Source organism: Faecalibacillus sp. TM498 (genome assembly GCF_020589955.1).
In the GTDB taxonomy this organism is placed as follows: Bacteria; Bacillota_I; Bacilli_A; order Erysipelotrichales; family Coprobacillaceae; genus Faecalibacillus; species Faecalibacillus intestinalis.
Map to the genome: position 1 here is coordinate 1 of NZ_JAJDKB010000026.1, position 17,246 is coordinate 17,246.

Annotated in this window: 12 protein-coding genes; 1 reads left to right on the forward strand and 11 read right to left on the reverse strand. The window is 30.4% G+C overall.

Annotated elements, in window-relative coordinates; all coding sequences use genetic code 11:
• Window positions 1-317 precede the first annotated feature (317 nt).
• Entirely contained in the window at window positions 318-1,979 is a 1,662-nt protein-coding gene (locus LJD32_RS09015) for a DAK2 domain-containing protein (RefSeq protein WP_227392214.1), read from the reverse strand.
• Window positions 1,980-1,991: 12 nt separating this feature from the next.
• Window positions 1,992-2,348 (reverse strand): Asp23/Gls24 family envelope stress response protein, encoded by a 357-nt coding sequence (locus LJD32_RS09020; RefSeq protein WP_227392215.1) that lies wholly within the window; start codon window positions 2,346-2,348, stop codon window positions 1,992-1,994.
• Window positions 2,349-2,634: 286 nt separating this feature from the next.
• Here LJD32_RS09020 and rpmB point away from each other — a divergent pair, with 286 nt between their 5' ends.
• Window positions 2,635-2,820 carry a 50S ribosomal protein L28 gene (gene rpmB / locus LJD32_RS09025; protein ID WP_022002209.1) on the forward strand — a complete coding sequence of 62 codons (186 nt, stop codon included), beginning with the start codon at window positions 2,635-2,637 and terminating at the stop codon, window positions 2,818-2,820.
• A 263-nt stretch (window positions 2,821-3,083) separates the two neighbouring features.
• On the opposite strand, the gene LJD32_RS09030 is transcribed toward rpmB, so the two are convergent.
• The 9 genes from LJD32_RS09030 to holA form a co-directional block, all read right to left on the reverse strand.
• Window positions 3,084-6,881 carry a family 20 glycosylhydrolase gene (locus LJD32_RS09030; RefSeq protein ID WP_227392216.1) on the reverse strand — a complete coding sequence of 1,266 codons (3,798 nt, stop codon included), beginning with the start codon at window positions 6,879-6,881 and terminating at the stop codon, window positions 3,084-3,086.
• Window positions 6,882-7,539: 658 nt separating this feature from the next.
• The gene (dnaJ, locus tag LJD32_RS09035; RefSeq protein ID WP_022002211.1) at window positions 7,540-8,661 is read right to left on the reverse strand and encodes a molecular chaperone DnaJ; all 1,122 of its coding nucleotides are present in this window, start codon (window positions 8,659-8,661) and stop codon (window positions 7,540-7,542) included.
• Between the two features lie 61 nt (window positions 8,662-8,722).
• Window positions 8,723-10,540 (reverse strand): molecular chaperone DnaK, encoded by a 1,818-nt coding sequence (gene dnaK, locus LJD32_RS09040; RefSeq protein ID WP_032091579.1) that lies wholly within the window; start codon window positions 10,538-10,540, stop codon window positions 8,723-8,725.
• 18 nt (window positions 10,541-10,558) lie between these two features.
• Window positions 10,559-11,116 (reverse strand): nucleotide exchange factor GrpE, encoded by a 558-nt coding sequence (grpE, locus tag LJD32_RS09045; RefSeq protein ID WP_032091580.1) that lies wholly within the window; start codon window positions 11,114-11,116, stop codon window positions 10,559-10,561.
• Window positions 11,117-11,118: 2 nt separating this feature from the next.
• Complete coding sequence (hrcA, locus tag LJD32_RS09050; protein ID WP_032091581.1) at window positions 11,119-12,147, reverse strand: heat-inducible transcriptional repressor HrcA; 1,029 nt, start codon at window positions 12,145-12,147, stop codon at window positions 11,119-11,121.
• A 140-nt stretch (window positions 12,148-12,287) separates the two neighbouring features.
• Window positions 12,288-13,931 (reverse strand): AAA family ATPase, encoded by a 1,644-nt coding sequence (locus LJD32_RS09055; protein ID WP_227392217.1) that lies wholly within the window; start codon window positions 13,929-13,931, stop codon window positions 12,288-12,290.
• Window positions 13,932-13,982: 51 nt separating this feature from the next.
• Complete coding sequence (gene hemW, locus LJD32_RS09060; protein ID WP_175301559.1) at window positions 13,983-15,071, reverse strand: radical SAM family heme chaperone HemW; 1,089 nt, start codon at window positions 15,069-15,071, stop codon at window positions 13,983-13,985.
• Complete coding sequence (locus LJD32_RS09065; RefSeq protein WP_032091584.1) at window positions 15,061-16,272, reverse strand: L-serine ammonia-lyase, iron-sulfur-dependent, subunit alpha; 1,212 nt, start codon at window positions 16,270-16,272, stop codon at window positions 15,061-15,063. Before LJD32_RS09065 ends, hemW begins: the two co-directional genes overlap by 11 nt.
• 8 nt (window positions 16,273-16,280) lie before the next feature.
• Window positions 16,281-17,231 carry a DNA polymerase III subunit delta gene (gene holA / locus LJD32_RS09070; RefSeq protein ID WP_227392218.1) on the reverse strand — a complete coding sequence of 317 codons (951 nt, stop codon included), beginning with the start codon at window positions 17,229-17,231 and terminating at the stop codon, window positions 16,281-16,283.
• Between the last annotated feature and the right edge of the window lie 15 nt (window positions 17,232-17,246).

Here is a 17,246-nt window from a genome sequence, read left to right on the forward strand (position 1 = left end):
TTCGTACGCTCAAAAGAATCACTACACCACTTCCTCCATCCTTGCCATCACTGACAACAACTTGTGGTTCATTACACTTGGCGGTAAATACCTGTTGTTGGTTTATCTCCAACTGGATTAGTGCCATGCCTGGCACAAAATGAAAAAGTGACTATAAAATGCAGTCACTTTTTTGCTCTTAATACTATACAATTACTTTAGAAAATACAATTAAATTGTCCAAAAGATTCAAACATTCACAAAGACTATACGTAAACGTTAAATAAAAGTTCAATTAGCAAAAAAACGTTGAATTTATCAACGTTTTTTCTGCACACTTATTCGACACCAATAATAAATGAATAAACAGGTTGTTTTCCTTCGATAATATCTACTTCTGCATCAAAGTTATCTTCAATGTAGCTTTCGATTTCTTCTACTTCTTCATCAACAACATCTTCACCAACAAGTAAAGTAATTAATTCAGAATCTTCATCTACTAGTTTTTCTAAACATACTTTTAAAGCATCTAATTTATTTGGTTTACATGCAACGATATCTTTTTCGACTAAAGCCATGTAGTCATTTGCTTTAATTTCAACACCATCGATGTTTGTATCTTTAATCGCAAATGTTACTTGTCCAGTTTTAACATTAGCAACAGCATCTTCCATTTCAGCAATATTATCTTCTAATGAAACTTCTGGATTATACATAACACATGCTGATAATCCTTGAGGAATTGTTTTTGTTGGAATAACAATAACATTGACTTCTCCTTCTAAGATTGTAGCTGTTTGTTGAGCAGTCATTACAATATTAGAGTTATTTGGTAAGATAATAACATTTTTAGCGTTTACTTCTTTAACAGCTGCAACCATATCTTCAGTAGATGGATTCATTGTTTGTCCACCACTTACAACATAATCACAATGTAATTCTAAGAATGCATCTTCTACACCTTGTCCAGCACAAACAGAAATAATAGCTGTTTCTTTAGCTTCACGTTTTTGAGGTTTGCTATCATCAACACCTACAATACTTCCTTGACTTGCTGCAGCATTTTGTAAGTTATTTGCTTGTTCTTGCATATTTTCAATTTTTAACTTCACAAATTCACCAAATCTTTGCGCTAAGTTTAAGGCTTCTCCTGGTTTCAATGTATGTACGTGTACTTTAACGATATCTTCATCTTGTACAACGACAATACTGTTTCCTGGAATTCTTTCTAATTCTTTCTTTAATTGGTTTTCTGAGAATTTATCAATTAATGAAGGTTCAAGACGAACAATAAATTCTGTACAGTATCCATATCCTTCTTCACCAGATTCTAATTCAGTTCCAGCATTGACTTGACCTTCTGATTTAATATCAACAAAATCAACACGATCACCTGATAAAGCAGCCATAAATCCAGTTAAAACTAATAATAAACCTGCTCCACCACTATCAACAACACCTACTTCTTTTAATACTGGAAGTAATTCAGGTGTTCTTTCTAATGAATTTTCTGCTTCTTTTACAAAATAAGAGAAAACATCTTCAATTTCCATACCCGGTTGAGTATATTCAACGATCTTTTCACTTGCTTCTCTAATAACAGTTAAAATAGTTCCTTCAACAGGTCTCATAACAGCTTTATAAGCAACTTCTGCCCCACTTTTCCAAGCATTGGCAAAAGCAACAGCATCAACGCTTTCATGACCTTCTAATCCCATTGCAAATCCTCTAAAGATTTGTGATAAGATAACACCTGAGTTACCACGTGCTCCCATTAATAAACCTTTAGATAATTTTTTAGCAATATCATAAATATTGTCACTATCCATATCTTTGATTTCTGCTGCTCCAGCATTAAAAGTCATAGACATGTTTGTTCCAGTATCCCCATCAGGTACAGGGAACACGTTTAAAGCATCTATTTCAGGATGATTATTATGAAGAGTATTCGCACCACATAAAACCATCTCTTTAAATAGCTTTCCTGTAAGTATTTGCATATTTTTCCTCCACTAATCGATATTACGAAGTCCTTGAACATAAACATTAACTGCCTCAACTTTGACATCTAATGTTGATTCAACAACGTATTTCACTTTCTTTTGAACTTCAACTAAAATTTCATTAATTTTAATTCCATATCCTAAAATGATATATAAATCTAAAATTAAACCAGTTTCTCCATCACTCGCAATAATTCCTTTAGAATAATTTTCTTTCTTTAATAATTCATAAAATCCATCTTTTAATTTCTTTTGGCTAGCCATACCTACTACACCATAACATTCAGTAGCAGCTCCACCAGCTACAGTAGAAACTACATCTAAAGAAATATTTACTAATCCTAAATTTGTATTTTTTTCAATCATCAAGTTATCCTCCTTAAAATGATTTCATGTTCAAACATTATTATACCTTAAAAATATAATATTTACAAATTATAATCACTCTTTTAGTATCTTTCCAACCACAAGCCATCATATCACATATTATTAAAAAAAAATACAAATTAACTCATTTTTATCATTATATAAAGTATTTATAATCACAAATATTGATAAAAAAAGCTTTTTTGTAAAAAAATGTTTGCATTATACTATAAATAATGTTAATATAACACAGTACGTAGAACAACTACTAAAGGAGGGAAAGAACATGTCAAGAAAATGCCAAATCAGTGGTAGAGGTCCATTATCAGGAAACACTCGTTCTCATGCGTTAAACTCAAGTAGAAGAAAATGGAATGTTAACTTACAAAAAGCTACTATTTTAGTAGATGGTAAACCTACAAAAGTTAGAATTTCTGCTAAAGAGTTAAGAACATTAAGAAAAGCTGGATAATAGATGAAGACAGTACATAGTACTGTTTTTTTGTTTATAAACAACTTATTAAAAAACAAAACACCTGTAGAAAGTATAAACAATACAACAAAAGCAAAATCTTATTTTCAAAAAAAAAGACATCGATCATTACCTTAAAAGCAATAAATCCGATGTCTTTTATCTTTAACTCCAAATTGACTATAAAAGTCTATAACACATTTTATTAAATCATAAATCACTATATAGCCATACATTTATATGTGTTATATAGCTTTTATTATTTAATCTTCTTTATTTCTTCTTTGAAGTGCAATATAACCCCCAGCTGTTGCCATAAGTAAAATATATGGTACAACTGACATATCATCACCAGTTTTTATATGAGAGTTATTTTTTGTTGATGATGTTTTATTGTCATCTTCTTTTTTAATACTTGTTTGTATTTGATCATTTGGTTTTTGATTTGGTTGATCATTATTTCCAGTTTGAGAAACTGTTTTTAAATTCTTAATGGCATCTTGTAGAGATGCTAAAGCTTGATCAACTTCATCTTGAGTTGTATTTTCATTTTGTAAAACATCTTTTGCATGATCTAATGCTTCTTTAAATGCTTTCCATGAATCTACCGTATAATCTTTTTCAACAAAATCATTAGTTGTTTCAATAACATTTGATAATTCTTTTTTATCTACTATTACAGGAGCATCAATTAATCCTTTAATAGCCTTATCTAAATCATCATAAGCCTTATCAACTTGTTCTTGAGTAGCATTATCATCAGCCACTACCTTATTAGCTTCATCTAGTGCATCTTTTAATACTTTCCATGATTCAAGAGTATAATCTTTTTCAACTAATTCTTTAGTTGTTTCCATAATTTTTAATAACTCTGTTTTATCCGCTGCTATAGGAGCATCAATTAATCCTTTAATAGCCTTATCTAAATCATCATAAGCCTTATCAACTTGTTCTTGAGTGGCAGTTTTATTTTCTAAAACTTTTAATGCCTTATTATAAGAAATTTTTAAATCATTCCATGAATCTACTGTATAATCAGCTTCGTTTAATTTTTGTACTTCTTCTATTAATCTTGATAAATCAGTAGTATCAGCTGCATTTTTTAATGCATCGATAGCATTTCTTAAATTTGTTTCTACAGTTGTAGTATCAGTAGTACCTTTAACATATTCCTTTTGACCAGCGATTAAAGCATCAACCATATTAGACACTAAAACGGAAGACTTACCGCTTATATCTAATTCTTCAGCTTCATTAATCATATCTCTTAAAGTGTTATCTTCTTGTGGTTGTTCATAAGCAAATTTTACTTCAGAAACTTGATACCAATAACCTGGTTTAGCTACAGTTAAACGGACTCTGACATATTTTACTGCTGTTTTTTCAAATGTTGCTGTGTAATCTAAATCATTTTCCGTAATTGATCCAACTTTAGTCCATGTTTCACCATCTAATGAAACTTCAATATCTGCACCTTTTAAAGCATCAGCACCTACATTAGAAGGTTGAATAACTTGAACACTTGTCATGTTGACAGCTGTAGGAAAAGTAAATTTAAATTCTTTATCCGCTGCTTGTTCTTGTCCAAACCAGCACTTAGTATTCAAATCGTTATCTAACATTTTTTCATAACTATATTCTTTAGTTGGATACCATTGATTCTTTTCGTAATAGTTATCTGTAGCGGTAATTGTTGGAATGTTTCCATCAGGTTTTACTAAGTTTGATTTAGCAGTTTTAATTGCTTCATAAGCTCCTTTAGCAGTCTCAGCATTTAAAGTATCGCTAGATAATAATGCTTTACCAGCATCTACAGCTTGTTTATATGCTTCATATCCACCAACATAATCATCTTGTTTTAGTGGATATGTACTTTGTACATATAATGAATAATATTCTATTTTAACTGCTTTTGCTTTAGCATCGATAAGTTCATCATATACTTCATCTACTTCTGCCTGTGTTGCATCAGTTTTATCATTAATAGCTTTAGCAGCTATTAATGCTGTTTTATATTCACTAAATGTTTCATTGATATAATCTTTTTCTTTTAATGCATTTGTTACTTCATTATTTAAAGCTGCTTTATCTGTATATAATTCATAAGTAAATACATAAACAGCACCTTCTTTAGTATAAGTACCAGTAATTGGTTTATTATCAATTACACGATATCCATAAATAGGATCTGCACTAAATTCAAATTTTTCACCAACTGTTCCGTATTTAATTACTTCGTGTTTTAATTCTTGATTGTTTTCATCTACGAAACGAATAGTAATTTTACCTAAATCACCCGCTGTTAAGAATTCCCCAACATCTGGTAATGTAGATCCTTTTTCAAATCCAGCAACATTACCTAATTTAGTATAATTTTCTTGGAAACTATCAAAATCAGTAATTGAATTACTACTTGTATTCCATGATTTAGAAGCTAATGCACGTAACTCATCAGCAATATCTTCAGTAATTACATCTTCACTACATAAATTTGGATTATCACACCAAATTGCCAATGAAGCACCCTTGATAAAATCAGAACCATCATTTACAGCTGGATTTCCTTGGAATTTTCCAGGTGACCATTCATTATAGATTTTACGATCTGCATTTAAGTTATCAAATGAATGTTGTTCTCTGCCATCTGTAGGTTTACTATTACGTAATACATAATAGAAAAAGCTTGCATTGATATTGTAAATTGTATCATGGCCTTTATTAATGAATGTTTGTAAATTTGCAATACTTGAATTCCATGACATTTGTGACCAGAAATCAATTCCAATATAGTCATGCATTTTTATTTTTTGTGCACCTTCATAAGAATTTTCACCATAATAAACACCATCATTCCAAATTCTTGGTGTAAATCCACGATTATGTACATATTCTGCTAAATCATTGATATATCCAGCAATTACATCTTTCCAAATATATCCTTGACCATATTTTTTAACTGCATATGAATTTAATACACTCTTATATTCTGTAGTAAATGGTGCACGGTCAAACTCCATATACTCATCGCCACCAATATGGAAATCAGTACATCCTTCAAATAGATCCATATATTCATCATATAAACTACGAATATATGCAATAGCTTCAGGATTAGTAACATCTAAACCAGATTTATAATGATTTCCACTAGTATTAACTTGCCCATATTCTGGATGAGCTTTTAAAATTTGATCAACATGACCTGGACTATCAAATGATGGAATAACATTAATACCATATTTTTTAGCTTCTGCTAATATTTCTCTCACTTCTGTCTTTGTTAAATATTGATCAGAAACGATAGATGGATCTGTTTCACATTCAATTCTAAATCCCATATTTTCAGAAAAATGAATTTGAAGAGCATTCATTTTCATATATGACATTTCTCTAATTTGACGAATAAACCAATCTTTAGAAATATATTTTCTAGCACAATCGACATGTACTCTGCGTTCTGCAACATTTGGATAATCTACGATTTCACCGTAAACTAATCCATCGTTAGTAATAATCAAATTTTGGATTGTTCTTAATCCGTGCATAATAGCATTTTCACTAGCACCAGTTAAACGAACTCCATTTTCTCCAATAGTGATTTTATATGCTTCTTTACTATTAGAGCTACTAGTAATTGAACTTGTTTGATCAATATCAATCAAAATATCTCCATAACTCACATCTTTTTCTTGAGCATAAACCATTGCTAACGGAGATGAAATAATTTCTTTTTCAACAAATTCTGAATTTACTAATTTTACCACTTCTTGTAATCTTGCATTTTCGATATTAGTTTGATTTGCTAAAACAGCTAATCGACTATCGTCAGTCATTTTCCAAACTTTATGGCTACTATCTGCTTTGTAAGATTGAAGAATAGGATTTGTTAATGCTTGTAATTGTTGATCTGTAAGGTTTGAAATACTGTCGCTAGATGTTGTTGCAACATTGCCTTTAGCTAAAACTGCCTGAAAACCGACTGCTTGACAAATAATAGCAACCACCAAAAGTGCCGGTAAAACTACTTTAAGAAACTTATTCTTCGATACTTTTCCTTTCATTTTCTACTCACTTTAAATTAATAAATTAATACATATACTAGTTTTTATTAATGATGTAAATTAGGTATATAAAACCAAAAACCTTATCTAAAACTTTAATTTATGCTAATTATTATCAATTGTTTTATCAATAACAGAATATTAGTAAATTATTATAATAGAATAGTAATTCTGCTATATTTGTGAATGCCTATTTAAGCGAGTCATAAAACTATAAATAATACCCCTTAACATCAACATTAATCATTCACCAGTATTTTACGTATTATTTAAGTACTAATTTAACCCCTTTCCTAATTTTCTTTTTAAACTGCGAACATCCGTTTAAGCGCTTACATTTCTCGCTAAAAAAAGTGGTTAGGTTTAAATAAAATGACCGTATTTTTTTATAAAAACCTAACATCACATTCACTTCTATAAGAATCATATCATGATATAAATATATATTCAATAATATTTAACATATTATCCCGCTTTTTGTGATTTTTTTAACAATTAATAAAAAACATAACAAACTACTACAATTACAAAAAATTTTTTATCCATTAATAAACGCTTAAAAACTGTATTCATCCCAAAAATCCAGTTATCAATACAACTATAAAAGCCAAAAAAGTGAGATGAAACTGAACTCACCCCACTATATTTACTCGCTATTCTATCTTTTAAATCCTTTCTTAAATGATTCAAAGATAGATTCTTTTTTACTTAATTTTTGTAATTGTTCATACAATGATTTTTCTTTACTAGAAAGTTTTGTAGGAATTTTAACTTCAACCTTAACCATTTGATCTCCGTATCCATTTCCTCTTAAATCTTTAACACCTTTACCTTTTAATCTTAAAGTTGTTCCAGATTGTGTTCCTGCAGGAATTTTAACTTTCACGTCACCTTGTACTGTTGGTACATCTACTTCACATCCTAAAGTTGCATCAACTGAACTAATAGGAATTGTAACATAAATATTACGTCCTTCACGAATAAAGTGTGTATTGTTTCTTACACGGATTTCTACAAATAAGTCACCATTAGATCCACCATTAGATCCTCTTCCACCTTTACCAGCAACACGTAATTGTTGACCATCATTTATACCAGCAGGAATATCTAATTGAACAGTTACTGTTTTTGTAATATATCCTTTACCATGACAGTCAGGACATTTAACTTTAATTTCTTTACCAGTACCATTACAATGTGGACATGTTGTTTGTGTTACAAATGTACCAAATGGAGATTGTTGTTGTTTAGAAACAGTTCCTGTACCATTACAATGCGAACATGTTTGTACATCGTTTGGTGTTTTTGCACCACTACCATGACAATGAGGACATTCTGCATCATAAGTTACTTTAATATCTTTTTTAACACCATTAATTGCATCCATGAAATCAATTTCTAGACGCATTAAATGATCATCACCACGACGTGGTCCATTTTGTCTTTGACGACGACTTCCCCCGCCACCAAAGAATGATCCAAAAATATCTCCTAAATCGACATCTTCAAAACCAAATCCACCAAAGCCACCGGCTCCAGCACCACCTGCACCTTGTTCAAAGGCTGCATGTCCATAACGATCATAAGCCGCTCTTTTATTATCATCAGATAAAACTTCGTAAGCTTCTTGAACTTCTTTAAATTTTTCTTCTGCATCAGGTTCTTTACAGATATCGGGATGATATTGTTTTGCTTTTTTACGGTATGCACGTTTTATTTCATCAGCGTTTGCTGTTTTTGAAATCCCTAAGACTTCATAAAAATCTCTTTTACTTGCCATAAAATCATCCTTTCTATAATACTTTTAAAAAACCAAGGAAGAACCTTGGTTTTTTAAGTAATTAGTTCTTTTCTTCGAAATCAGCATCAACAACATTATCATCATTGTTATTTGATGTTGTTTGTCCAGCACCACCATTAGGGTTTGCTTGTTGTTGTTGATAAGCATATGATGCCATTTGTTGAGCCATTTGTTCTAATTCTGACATTTTAGCTTCAAGAGTAGCCATATCATTGTTATCTAAAGCAGTTTTTAATTCAGTTTTTAATTGTTCTGCTTGTTGTTTTTGATTAGCATCAATCTTATCACCTTGTTCAGCTAAAGCTTTATCAATTTCATTGATCATTTGTTCAGCTTTATTTCTTGTTTCGATATCTTTACGTTTCTTTTCATCTTCAGCTTTATTAGCTTCAGCTTCTTTTACCATACGATCGATTTCTTCATCAGATAATCCTGTAGAGTTTTGAATAACGATTGATTGTTCTTTTTGAGTTTTTAAATCTTTAGCTTTAACATTTACGATACCGTTAACGTCAATTGAGAAAGTAACTTCGATTTGAGGTACTCCTCTTGGAGCTGGTTCGATACCATCTAGTTTGAATAAACCTAATTGTTTATTATCTCTAGCCATTGATCTTTCACCTTGTAATACGTTGATATCAACAGCTGGTTGATTATCAGCAGCAGTAGAGAATACTTGTGATTTAGTAGTTGGAATTGTAGTATTTCTTTCAATCAATACTGTCATAACTCCACCCATTGTTTCGATACCTAATGAAAGTGGTGTAACATCTAATAATAAGACATCTTTAACGTCACCAGCGATAACTCCACCTTGGATAGCAGCACCCATAGATACAACTTCATCTGGGTTTACTGATTTGTTAGGTTCTTTTCCAAGTAAACGTTTAACAGATTCTTGAACAGCAGGAATACGAGTAGATCCACCAACTAATAATACTTGATCGATTTCACTTGGTTGCATTCCAGCATCACTTAATGCTTGTCTAACTGGTCCTTCAGTAGCTACAACTAAGTCTCTTGTAATTTCATCAAATTTAGCTCTTGTTAATGATAATTCTAAGTGTAATGGTCCAGCAGCACCAGCTGAGATGAATGGTAATGAAATTTGAGTTTGCATTACACCAGATAAGTCTTTTTTAGCTTTTTCTGCAGCTTCTTTAATACGTTGCATTGCCATTTTATCGTTAGATAAATCAATTCCGTTTTCTTTTTTGAATTCATCTACGATGTAGTCCATGATTTTCTTATCGAAATCATCCCCACCTAATTTATTGTTACCAGCAGTAGCTAATACTTCAAATGTACCATCAGCTAAGTCTAAGATAGATACGTCGAAAGTACCACCACCTAAGTCATAAACTAATACTTTTTGTTCTTGGTCTAATTTATCAAGACCGAATGCTAATGCTGCAGCAGTTGGTTCGTTGATGATACGTTCAACATCTAAACCAGCGATTTTACCAGCATCTTTTGTTGCTTGTCTTTGAGCATCATTGAAATATGCAGGTACAGTGATAACTGCTTTTGTTACTGTTTCACCTAAATAAGCTTCAGCAGTTGCTTTTAAGTTTTGTAAGATCATTGCTGAAATTTCTTGTGGTGTATAAGATTTACCATTTACGTTTTCTTTATGATCAGTACCCATATAACGTTTAACTGACATTACTGTATCAGGGTTTGTTACTGCTTGTCTTTTTGCAGCTTCCCCAACAATAATTTCACCATTTTTGAAAGATACAACTGAAGGAGTTGTACGATTTCCTTCTGGGTTTGCAATTACTTTTACTTCATTGTTTTCTAACACACTTACACATGAGTTTGTAGTTCCTAAGTCAATACCAATAATTTTTGCCATAATATAAATCCTCCTATTTTATTCACTTACTTTTACTAAAGATGCACGAATAACGCGATCTTTTAACATATAACCTTTTTGTAACTCTTCAACAACCATACCAGGTTTAAAGTTTTCATCACTTACAGTCATTACTGCTTGATGGAAGTTAGGATCAAATTCTTTACCTTCAGCTTCAATCACTTTAACCCCTTGGTTTTCTAATAATGTCATGATTTGTTTATAAATCATTTCATATCCTTTTAAGAAGTTTGCCACTTCTTCACTTGGATTTTCAATTGCTAATGATCTTTCAAAGTTATCAACGATTGGTAACATTTGTTCAATAAAACCTTGCATCATGAACTTTAAGTTATTTGCATGTTCATTTTGCATACGTCTTTTAATGTTTTCCATATCCGCAAACACTTTATAATAATCATTTTTCCATTTATCAACTTCACCTTGAAGAATTTTAATTTGATCTTCTTGATCAACTTTTTCTTCTTCAACAACTTCAGCCTCAGCTTCTTTGTTTTCTTCAACTTCTTCAGTTACTTCTTTTTCAACTTTAGTTTCCTCAGCCAATTTGTTCACCTCTATTTCTCATCTTGTTTATCTTCTAAACAAGCCTTTTCAATATTTTCAGATATATACTCTACTAATGCCACTACTTTTTCATAAGGCATTCTTGTTGGACCAATTACCGAAATAGAACCTTTTGATGTTTCCCCTGTTTTAAATGAAGCAGAGATTACTGAAACATCATTCATTTTTCCTAGAGGTGTTTCATTTCCAATATTGATTTGAATACCATCCTCACTCGATAATGGTAGAGTTTTCCACACTTTTGAATTTTCAAAAGCACTTACAAGTCTTCTTAATTTATCCACATCATTAAATTCTGGTTGATAGAGAATATTTTCTTTTCCAGAAAAATAAACACTATTTGAAGCAAATTTAACGAACGCTTCCAAAAACGCATTAAATAATTCTTCATGTTGCTTCACTTGCGTTGTAAGAATTGGTCGAACATCTCGTTCTAAACGAAATGCCACTTCACTGATAGGTGTTCCTATCAATAATTCATTCATCACATTAACACAACTTAATAAATCTTCCATTTCTACATCACTTGAAAATTGGAAAACTTTATTTTCAACATGACCTTGACTTGTAATGATAATTGCTGTTACACGTCCATCATCCAAAGGAACAACAGAGATGCGTTGCAACATATCATCTGAAGCATTTCCTAATGCAACACTTGTAAGATGAGTTAATTCACTCAACATGTTACAACTTTCATGCACCATCTCATTTAAATTTCGACGATGCTTATTAATAATTGTAGCAACTTGATTTTTTGTTCCTTCATCCAAATCAACTTTTCCTAAATTATGAACATAGAAACGATAGCCTTCTTTAGAAGGTACTCTTCCAGAAGAAATATGTGTTTTTTCTAGATAACCATAATTTTCTAGAAAATTCATTTCATTACGAATCGTTGCACTTGAATAAGGAAGTTGATATTTTACCATCAATGCCTTGGATCCAACCGGTTCAGCATTTTCAATAAACTCTTCAACTATACATTTAAATATCAGCATTTGTCTTGCTGTTAACATCAAGTTCACCACCTTTAGCACTCCTATTTCTCTTGTGCTAAATACATTATACATTTTATTTTAGCACTGTCAATAACTTGGTGCTAAAAAATCAAAAAAAATCGTAAAATAAAGAACCTCTGTCTACTTAACAGAGGCCCTTAACTTTCAACCCATTTAATACTTACATCTTTACCATGATGGGCAAGTCCAATATAAATGACTTTTCCTTTTAATCCATAATCATATTTATTATCCTTGATTTGTTGAATAGCTTTATTAGATAATTCATCTAATGCTTTTTCAAGATCTTTTTTATCTTCTTTTAGATATTTGAATTCTAAGACGAATGATGTTTTCTTTTCATCTTTGGCTTTTAAGATGAGATCATCTCTTCCTTTTCCTACTTCTCTATTAGAAATGATCTCATAATCTTTATTTAAACATAAACACATTCCTAGCATCATCATATGATAACTGTTTTCTTTCTGTAAATCATGATAACTTGGTACCATTAAGATTTCTTGATAGCTTTCTAAAAAAGTTTCCTGATCTTCTTTGGCTAGACTTTCAGTTACTGTATCTAATGTTCCACTGCTTAATCCTAATTGATATTCTGTCAGTTTTATAAATTCCTGTTTGACTTCTTTATTTGGTATTTCGATACAATATTTACCTTTTAAAAGATCTATTTCTTTAGTAACCGTTAAATATCCTGCATTGACAAACAAGCCCCATAAAGTTGAATTATCCGCTTCTTCAAAGAAACTTGTCTGCATTGAAACATAGGTATCTAACTTACCATCTTTAATGAGTTTATCATATTGATTTTTAAATGTATAGTTTGCTTGTTTCAAAGCTGTCTTGATCATACTGTTGGCACTAGTATTGACCCAATAAGATGTCAATTCTTTTGTATCAACATAATTTAATAATGACCATGGATTATAGATATCTCGATTGCCTATATGATAGCCATCATACATCTCTTTGACTTTATTATTTAATTCTAATCCATAGTATTCTAGTAATTCTTTTGTTTCATCACTGTCAAAGCCAAAATAAGCAGCATAACGTTGATCCGTTACATCACAAACAACAAGATTATTTAAATCACTGAAGATATTTTCTTTAGCTACTCTTTGAATACCTGTAATAAAGGCATACTTTAAACTGTTCGATGTTTTAAGAGAATTATGAAGCAAACCTGATAATCCTCCTCTTACTTCTTCATAGAACCCTTTTGTATGTGCTTCTATAAAAGGTGTATCATATTCATCAATAAAGACCATGACTTCCTTATGATAGTAATCTTGTAATTTATCCATTAAAAAAGCTATCGCATCATTTATTCCTACAAGACTTCCATCTTCTGTTTGTGTTAATATTTTTAATAGGGATTGATATATTGGTAAATCAAACTCATCTAAACCTTTAAAGATATATTTATATTTTTTCCATTGCTTTAATATTTGTATCTTTATTGTGGAAACAACCGCTACTTTATCTCTTTTTGCATCCGCAAAAGAGATAAAGATCGTTGGATATTGATTTATTTCACTTACATAAGGTGTATCCATGATTTTAGTACCTTTAAAGATTTCTTTAGAATCTTTCGTGATATCAAAGAATTCTGACATCATTGACATATTAATTGTTTTTCCAAATCTTCTAGGTCTTGTAACAAGTGTTACTTCTGATCCTCTTTCTAGAAAATCTTTAATCATTAATGTTTTATCAACAGAATAATAATTTTCTTGTTTCAATTCTCGATAATCATATACCCCTGTTGGTATTGCCTTCATGTTCATCACCTCTTTGTTTTATTATAAACCATTTATTATCCGTATACCGCTTTACATAAAATCAATTAATATATCATTTAAAACATACTGACCTTCTTGAGTTGCTTTTAAATAATCATTTTCAATCATCAATCTACCCTTTTCTATATTTCTAGTAATCGCTTCTTTATATAGAATACGGGCATCTTCTTGATATCTTTCTTTAAATTTATTTAAATCTAGCCCTTCTTTTAAACGAAGTGACATCATTATTTGATTAAACATTGTTTCTTCTTTTGTTTCATCAATTGTTGTTGTTTTAAAATCACCATTTAAATATTTAGTAAGTGATCGACTATGTTCTATAATTTGTCCATCAATTTTGCTACAAGCACCTAATCCTATTCCATAATAATTATTATAGTACCAATACATAAGATTATGTTTCGATTGATATCCTTGTTTAGCATAATTAGAAATTTCATATTTTTCAAAACCTATTTTTTCTAATTCTTGATCAATGAATAATGTTAATTGATATTCGTTTTCTTCATCTAAAGGTTGATAATTTTTATATTTTAAAATCGTTCCTTCTTCTAAAATCAAAGAATAATAAGAAACATGTTGCAAATCTAAAGATTTTAAAACTTCTATATCCTTTTGAATATCTTCTTTTGTTTGTTTTGGTAAACCATACATCAAATCAATTGAGATATTATCAAAACCTATTTCTTTAGCATATTTAATAATATTTTTTACTTGGATTGTATTATGATGACGCTCTATTTCTTTTAATAAATGATTTTGAAACGTTTGTACACCAATACTTAAACGATTAATACCACCTTTTTTTAAAATCTTTAACTTATAATAATCCATTGACTCTGGATTAACTTCCATACAATATTCTTCCACTTCTAAACTATAGGGTTTTAACATTGACATTAATTTTTCTAATTGTTCATCATTTAAAGCACTAGGGGTTCCCCCTCCAATATAAATCGTTTTTAAATGATGTTGCTCTATTTGTGATAATTCTTCATTTAATCTTTGTAAATAGAGATCACTTTGTTTTTGATCATAATAGACCTTGCAAAAATCACAATAACTACAAATAGATTCACAAAAAGGAATGTGTACATATAAACTTCTAGTCTCCATCTTTTAAACCAAATTCCTTTGCTAGTCCACCTAAAGAAGTTTCCTTATAAGCACTATTTAAATCTTTTCCAGTTTCTTTCATAACATTCACAATTGAATCAAATGAAACTTTGTTCTTTCTTAAATAACCTAATTGTTTAGCATAACTTGCTGCATCGATTGCACGTAAAGCACCAAAACCATTTCTTTCAATACAAGGAATTTGAACATAGCCACCAACCGGATCACATGTTAGTCCTAAATTATGTTCAAGCCCCATCTCTGCAGCATATTCAATTAAAGAATTATTAAGTTCTAAAATCCAACCATAGGCTGCTGCAGCCATTGCACAAGCACTGCCAACTTCTGCTTGACATCCGCCATCAGCCCCTGAAATTGTCGCATTATGTTTAATGACATTTCCAAATAAACCAGCAACCGCTAAAGCTTTGATCAATTCTTTACGGGGAATTTCTAATTGTTTATAACAATAAAATAAAACGGCTGGTAAAATTCCACTTGCTCCACATGTTGGCGCAGTAACAATTTTATTACCACAGGCATTTTCCTCAGAAACAGCATAAGCATAGCTTGAAACAAGCAATCTTTCTCGATCACTTTCTCTTCGCGTATTGATTGCTTGTTGATACATACTTTTAGCAACTCTTTTTAGTTGTAACCTTCCAGGAATCACTCCTTCATGATGTAAGCCATTTTGTACACAGGTAAACATACTATCTAACACTTCAAATAAGTAGGCCTTAAAATGTTCATCTTCATAATTTAAAACATAATCATAGAAGGATATACCATTGTCTTCAATATATTGAATAATTTCTTTAAGATTTTTATGAGGATAGATTTGTTTTGTTTGTTGCAACTTACTTCCTTCATATTCAACAGTTCCTCCACCTATAGAATAAGCAGTAATTGTATCAAGAATTTTTTCATCTTGGTACACGTAAAATTTCATGCCATTTGGATGATAAGGTAAACGATCACTTTTAAAACGAACAATCGTTTGCTTGCCCAATGTTTGTTTAATAATATAATCTGTTAAATGACCTTTTCCAGTTAAGGCAAGCGACCCATATAATTCAACTTCGAAACGTGAAGCATTTGGATACTGTTCTTTTATTTTAGAAGCTGCTCTTTGAGGACCCATTGTATGTGAAGAGGATGGTCCAAATCCTATCTTAAACAATTCTCTTAATGATTCCATAATTTCTCCTATATTCTTAACATAAATAATTCTAAGCCTAATTTTTTATCTATTTGTCCCGTCTTAATTTTAACATCCAATAAAGATAATTCATTTAAACATCTAAGTAGTTCATCTATTTGAAAAAATTGGCCTTCTTTTCTTACATATTTTAAGCGAAAAGGATTAACTGCCAACATTTTAGCAATTTCTTGATCAGTATACCCTTTTCTATCTAATAATTTTACTTGATAAATCAAACGCATAGAATTAGCTACCAAAACAATCAATTTAACTGGTTCTTCATTAATTGTCATTAAATCTTTATAAATAGACATCATCTTGTGTTTATCTTTACTTAAAATAGCTGTTGTTAAATCAAAAACATTTTCATCTAAGGGACGATTGACAAGTTCTTCAACACAATGAATATCAATATGCTGTGTATATAAACAAAGCTTTTCTACTTCACTAGCAATATCCATTAAATTTGTTCCTTTTCTACTTAAAAGTAACTCTAAAGCATCATCATCAATAGTACAATTTCTTTTTTTAACAGCCTGTCTTGCTGTATCAGAAACTTTATAATAATTTAAAGGATTGATTTCATAAAACTGTGCTTCTTTTCTTAACATCTTGACAACTTTTTTTCTTTCATCAAAATTCTTTTCATCATTAAAAATAACAAGATGCACTGTTTTATCTAAATAAGGTAAACATTGCATAAAATAATCTATATCATGATTATCTTTTTTTATTTTTTTGGTTGTTAGAAAATCTGCTTTTTTAATAACAACCATTTTTTCATCACTTAAAAAAGGAGGTGTCATTACATCTTCTAAAACAACTTTCATTCCCTCTTTAGAAACATCATAAACTGTATAATTCATCTGTTCTTGATTACAATGATGATCTTTTTTTAACTTATCTAAACGTTGATCCATCAGTAATCTCTCTGTTCCATATAATACATATAACATATCATCACCATAGCT

What these genes read in the sequence shown, in the direction of transcription:
- LJD32_RS09015 (WP_227392214.1), bottom strand. Translation starts at nt 1,979, where the DNA reads ATGCAAATACTTACAGGAAAGCTATTTAAAGAGATGGTTTTATGTGGT.
- LJD32_RS09020 (WP_227392215.1), bottom strand. Translation starts at nt 2,348, where the DNA reads ATGATTGAAAAAAATACAAATTTAGGATTAGTAAATATTTCTTTAGAT.
- rpmB (WP_022002209.1), top strand. Translation starts at nt 2,635, where the DNA reads ATGTCAAGAAAATGCCAAATCAGTGGTAGAGGTCCATTATCAGGAAAC.
- LJD32_RS09030 (WP_227392216.1), bottom strand. Translation starts at nt 6,881, where the DNA reads ATGAAAGGAAAAGTATCGAAGAATAAGTTTCTTAAAGTAGTTTTACCG.
- dnaJ (WP_022002211.1), bottom strand. Translation starts at nt 8,661, where the DNA reads ATGGCAAGTAAAAGAGATTTTTATGAAGTCTTAGGGATTTCAAAAACA.
- dnaK (WP_032091579.1), bottom strand. Translation starts at nt 10,540, where the DNA reads ATGGCAAAAATTATTGGTATTGACTTAGGAACTACAAACTCATGTGTA.
- hrcA (WP_032091581.1), bottom strand. Translation starts at nt 12,147, where the DNA reads ATGTTAACAGCAAGACAAATGCTGATATTTAAATGTATAGTTGAAGAG.
- LJD32_RS09055 (WP_227392217.1), bottom strand. Translation starts at nt 13,931, where the DNA reads ATGAAGGCAATACCAACAGGGGTATATGATTATCGAGAATTGAAACAA.
- hemW (WP_175301559.1), bottom strand. Translation starts at nt 15,071, where the DNA reads ATGGAGACTAGAAGTTTATATGTACACATTCCTTTTTGTGAATCTATT.
- LJD32_RS09065 (WP_032091584.1), bottom strand. Translation starts at nt 16,272, where the DNA reads ATGGAATCATTAAGAGAATTGTTTAAGATAGGATTTGGACCATCCTCT.
- holA (WP_227392218.1), bottom strand. Translation starts at nt 17,231, where the DNA reads ATGTTATATGTATTATATGGAACAGAGAGATTACTGATGGATCAACGT.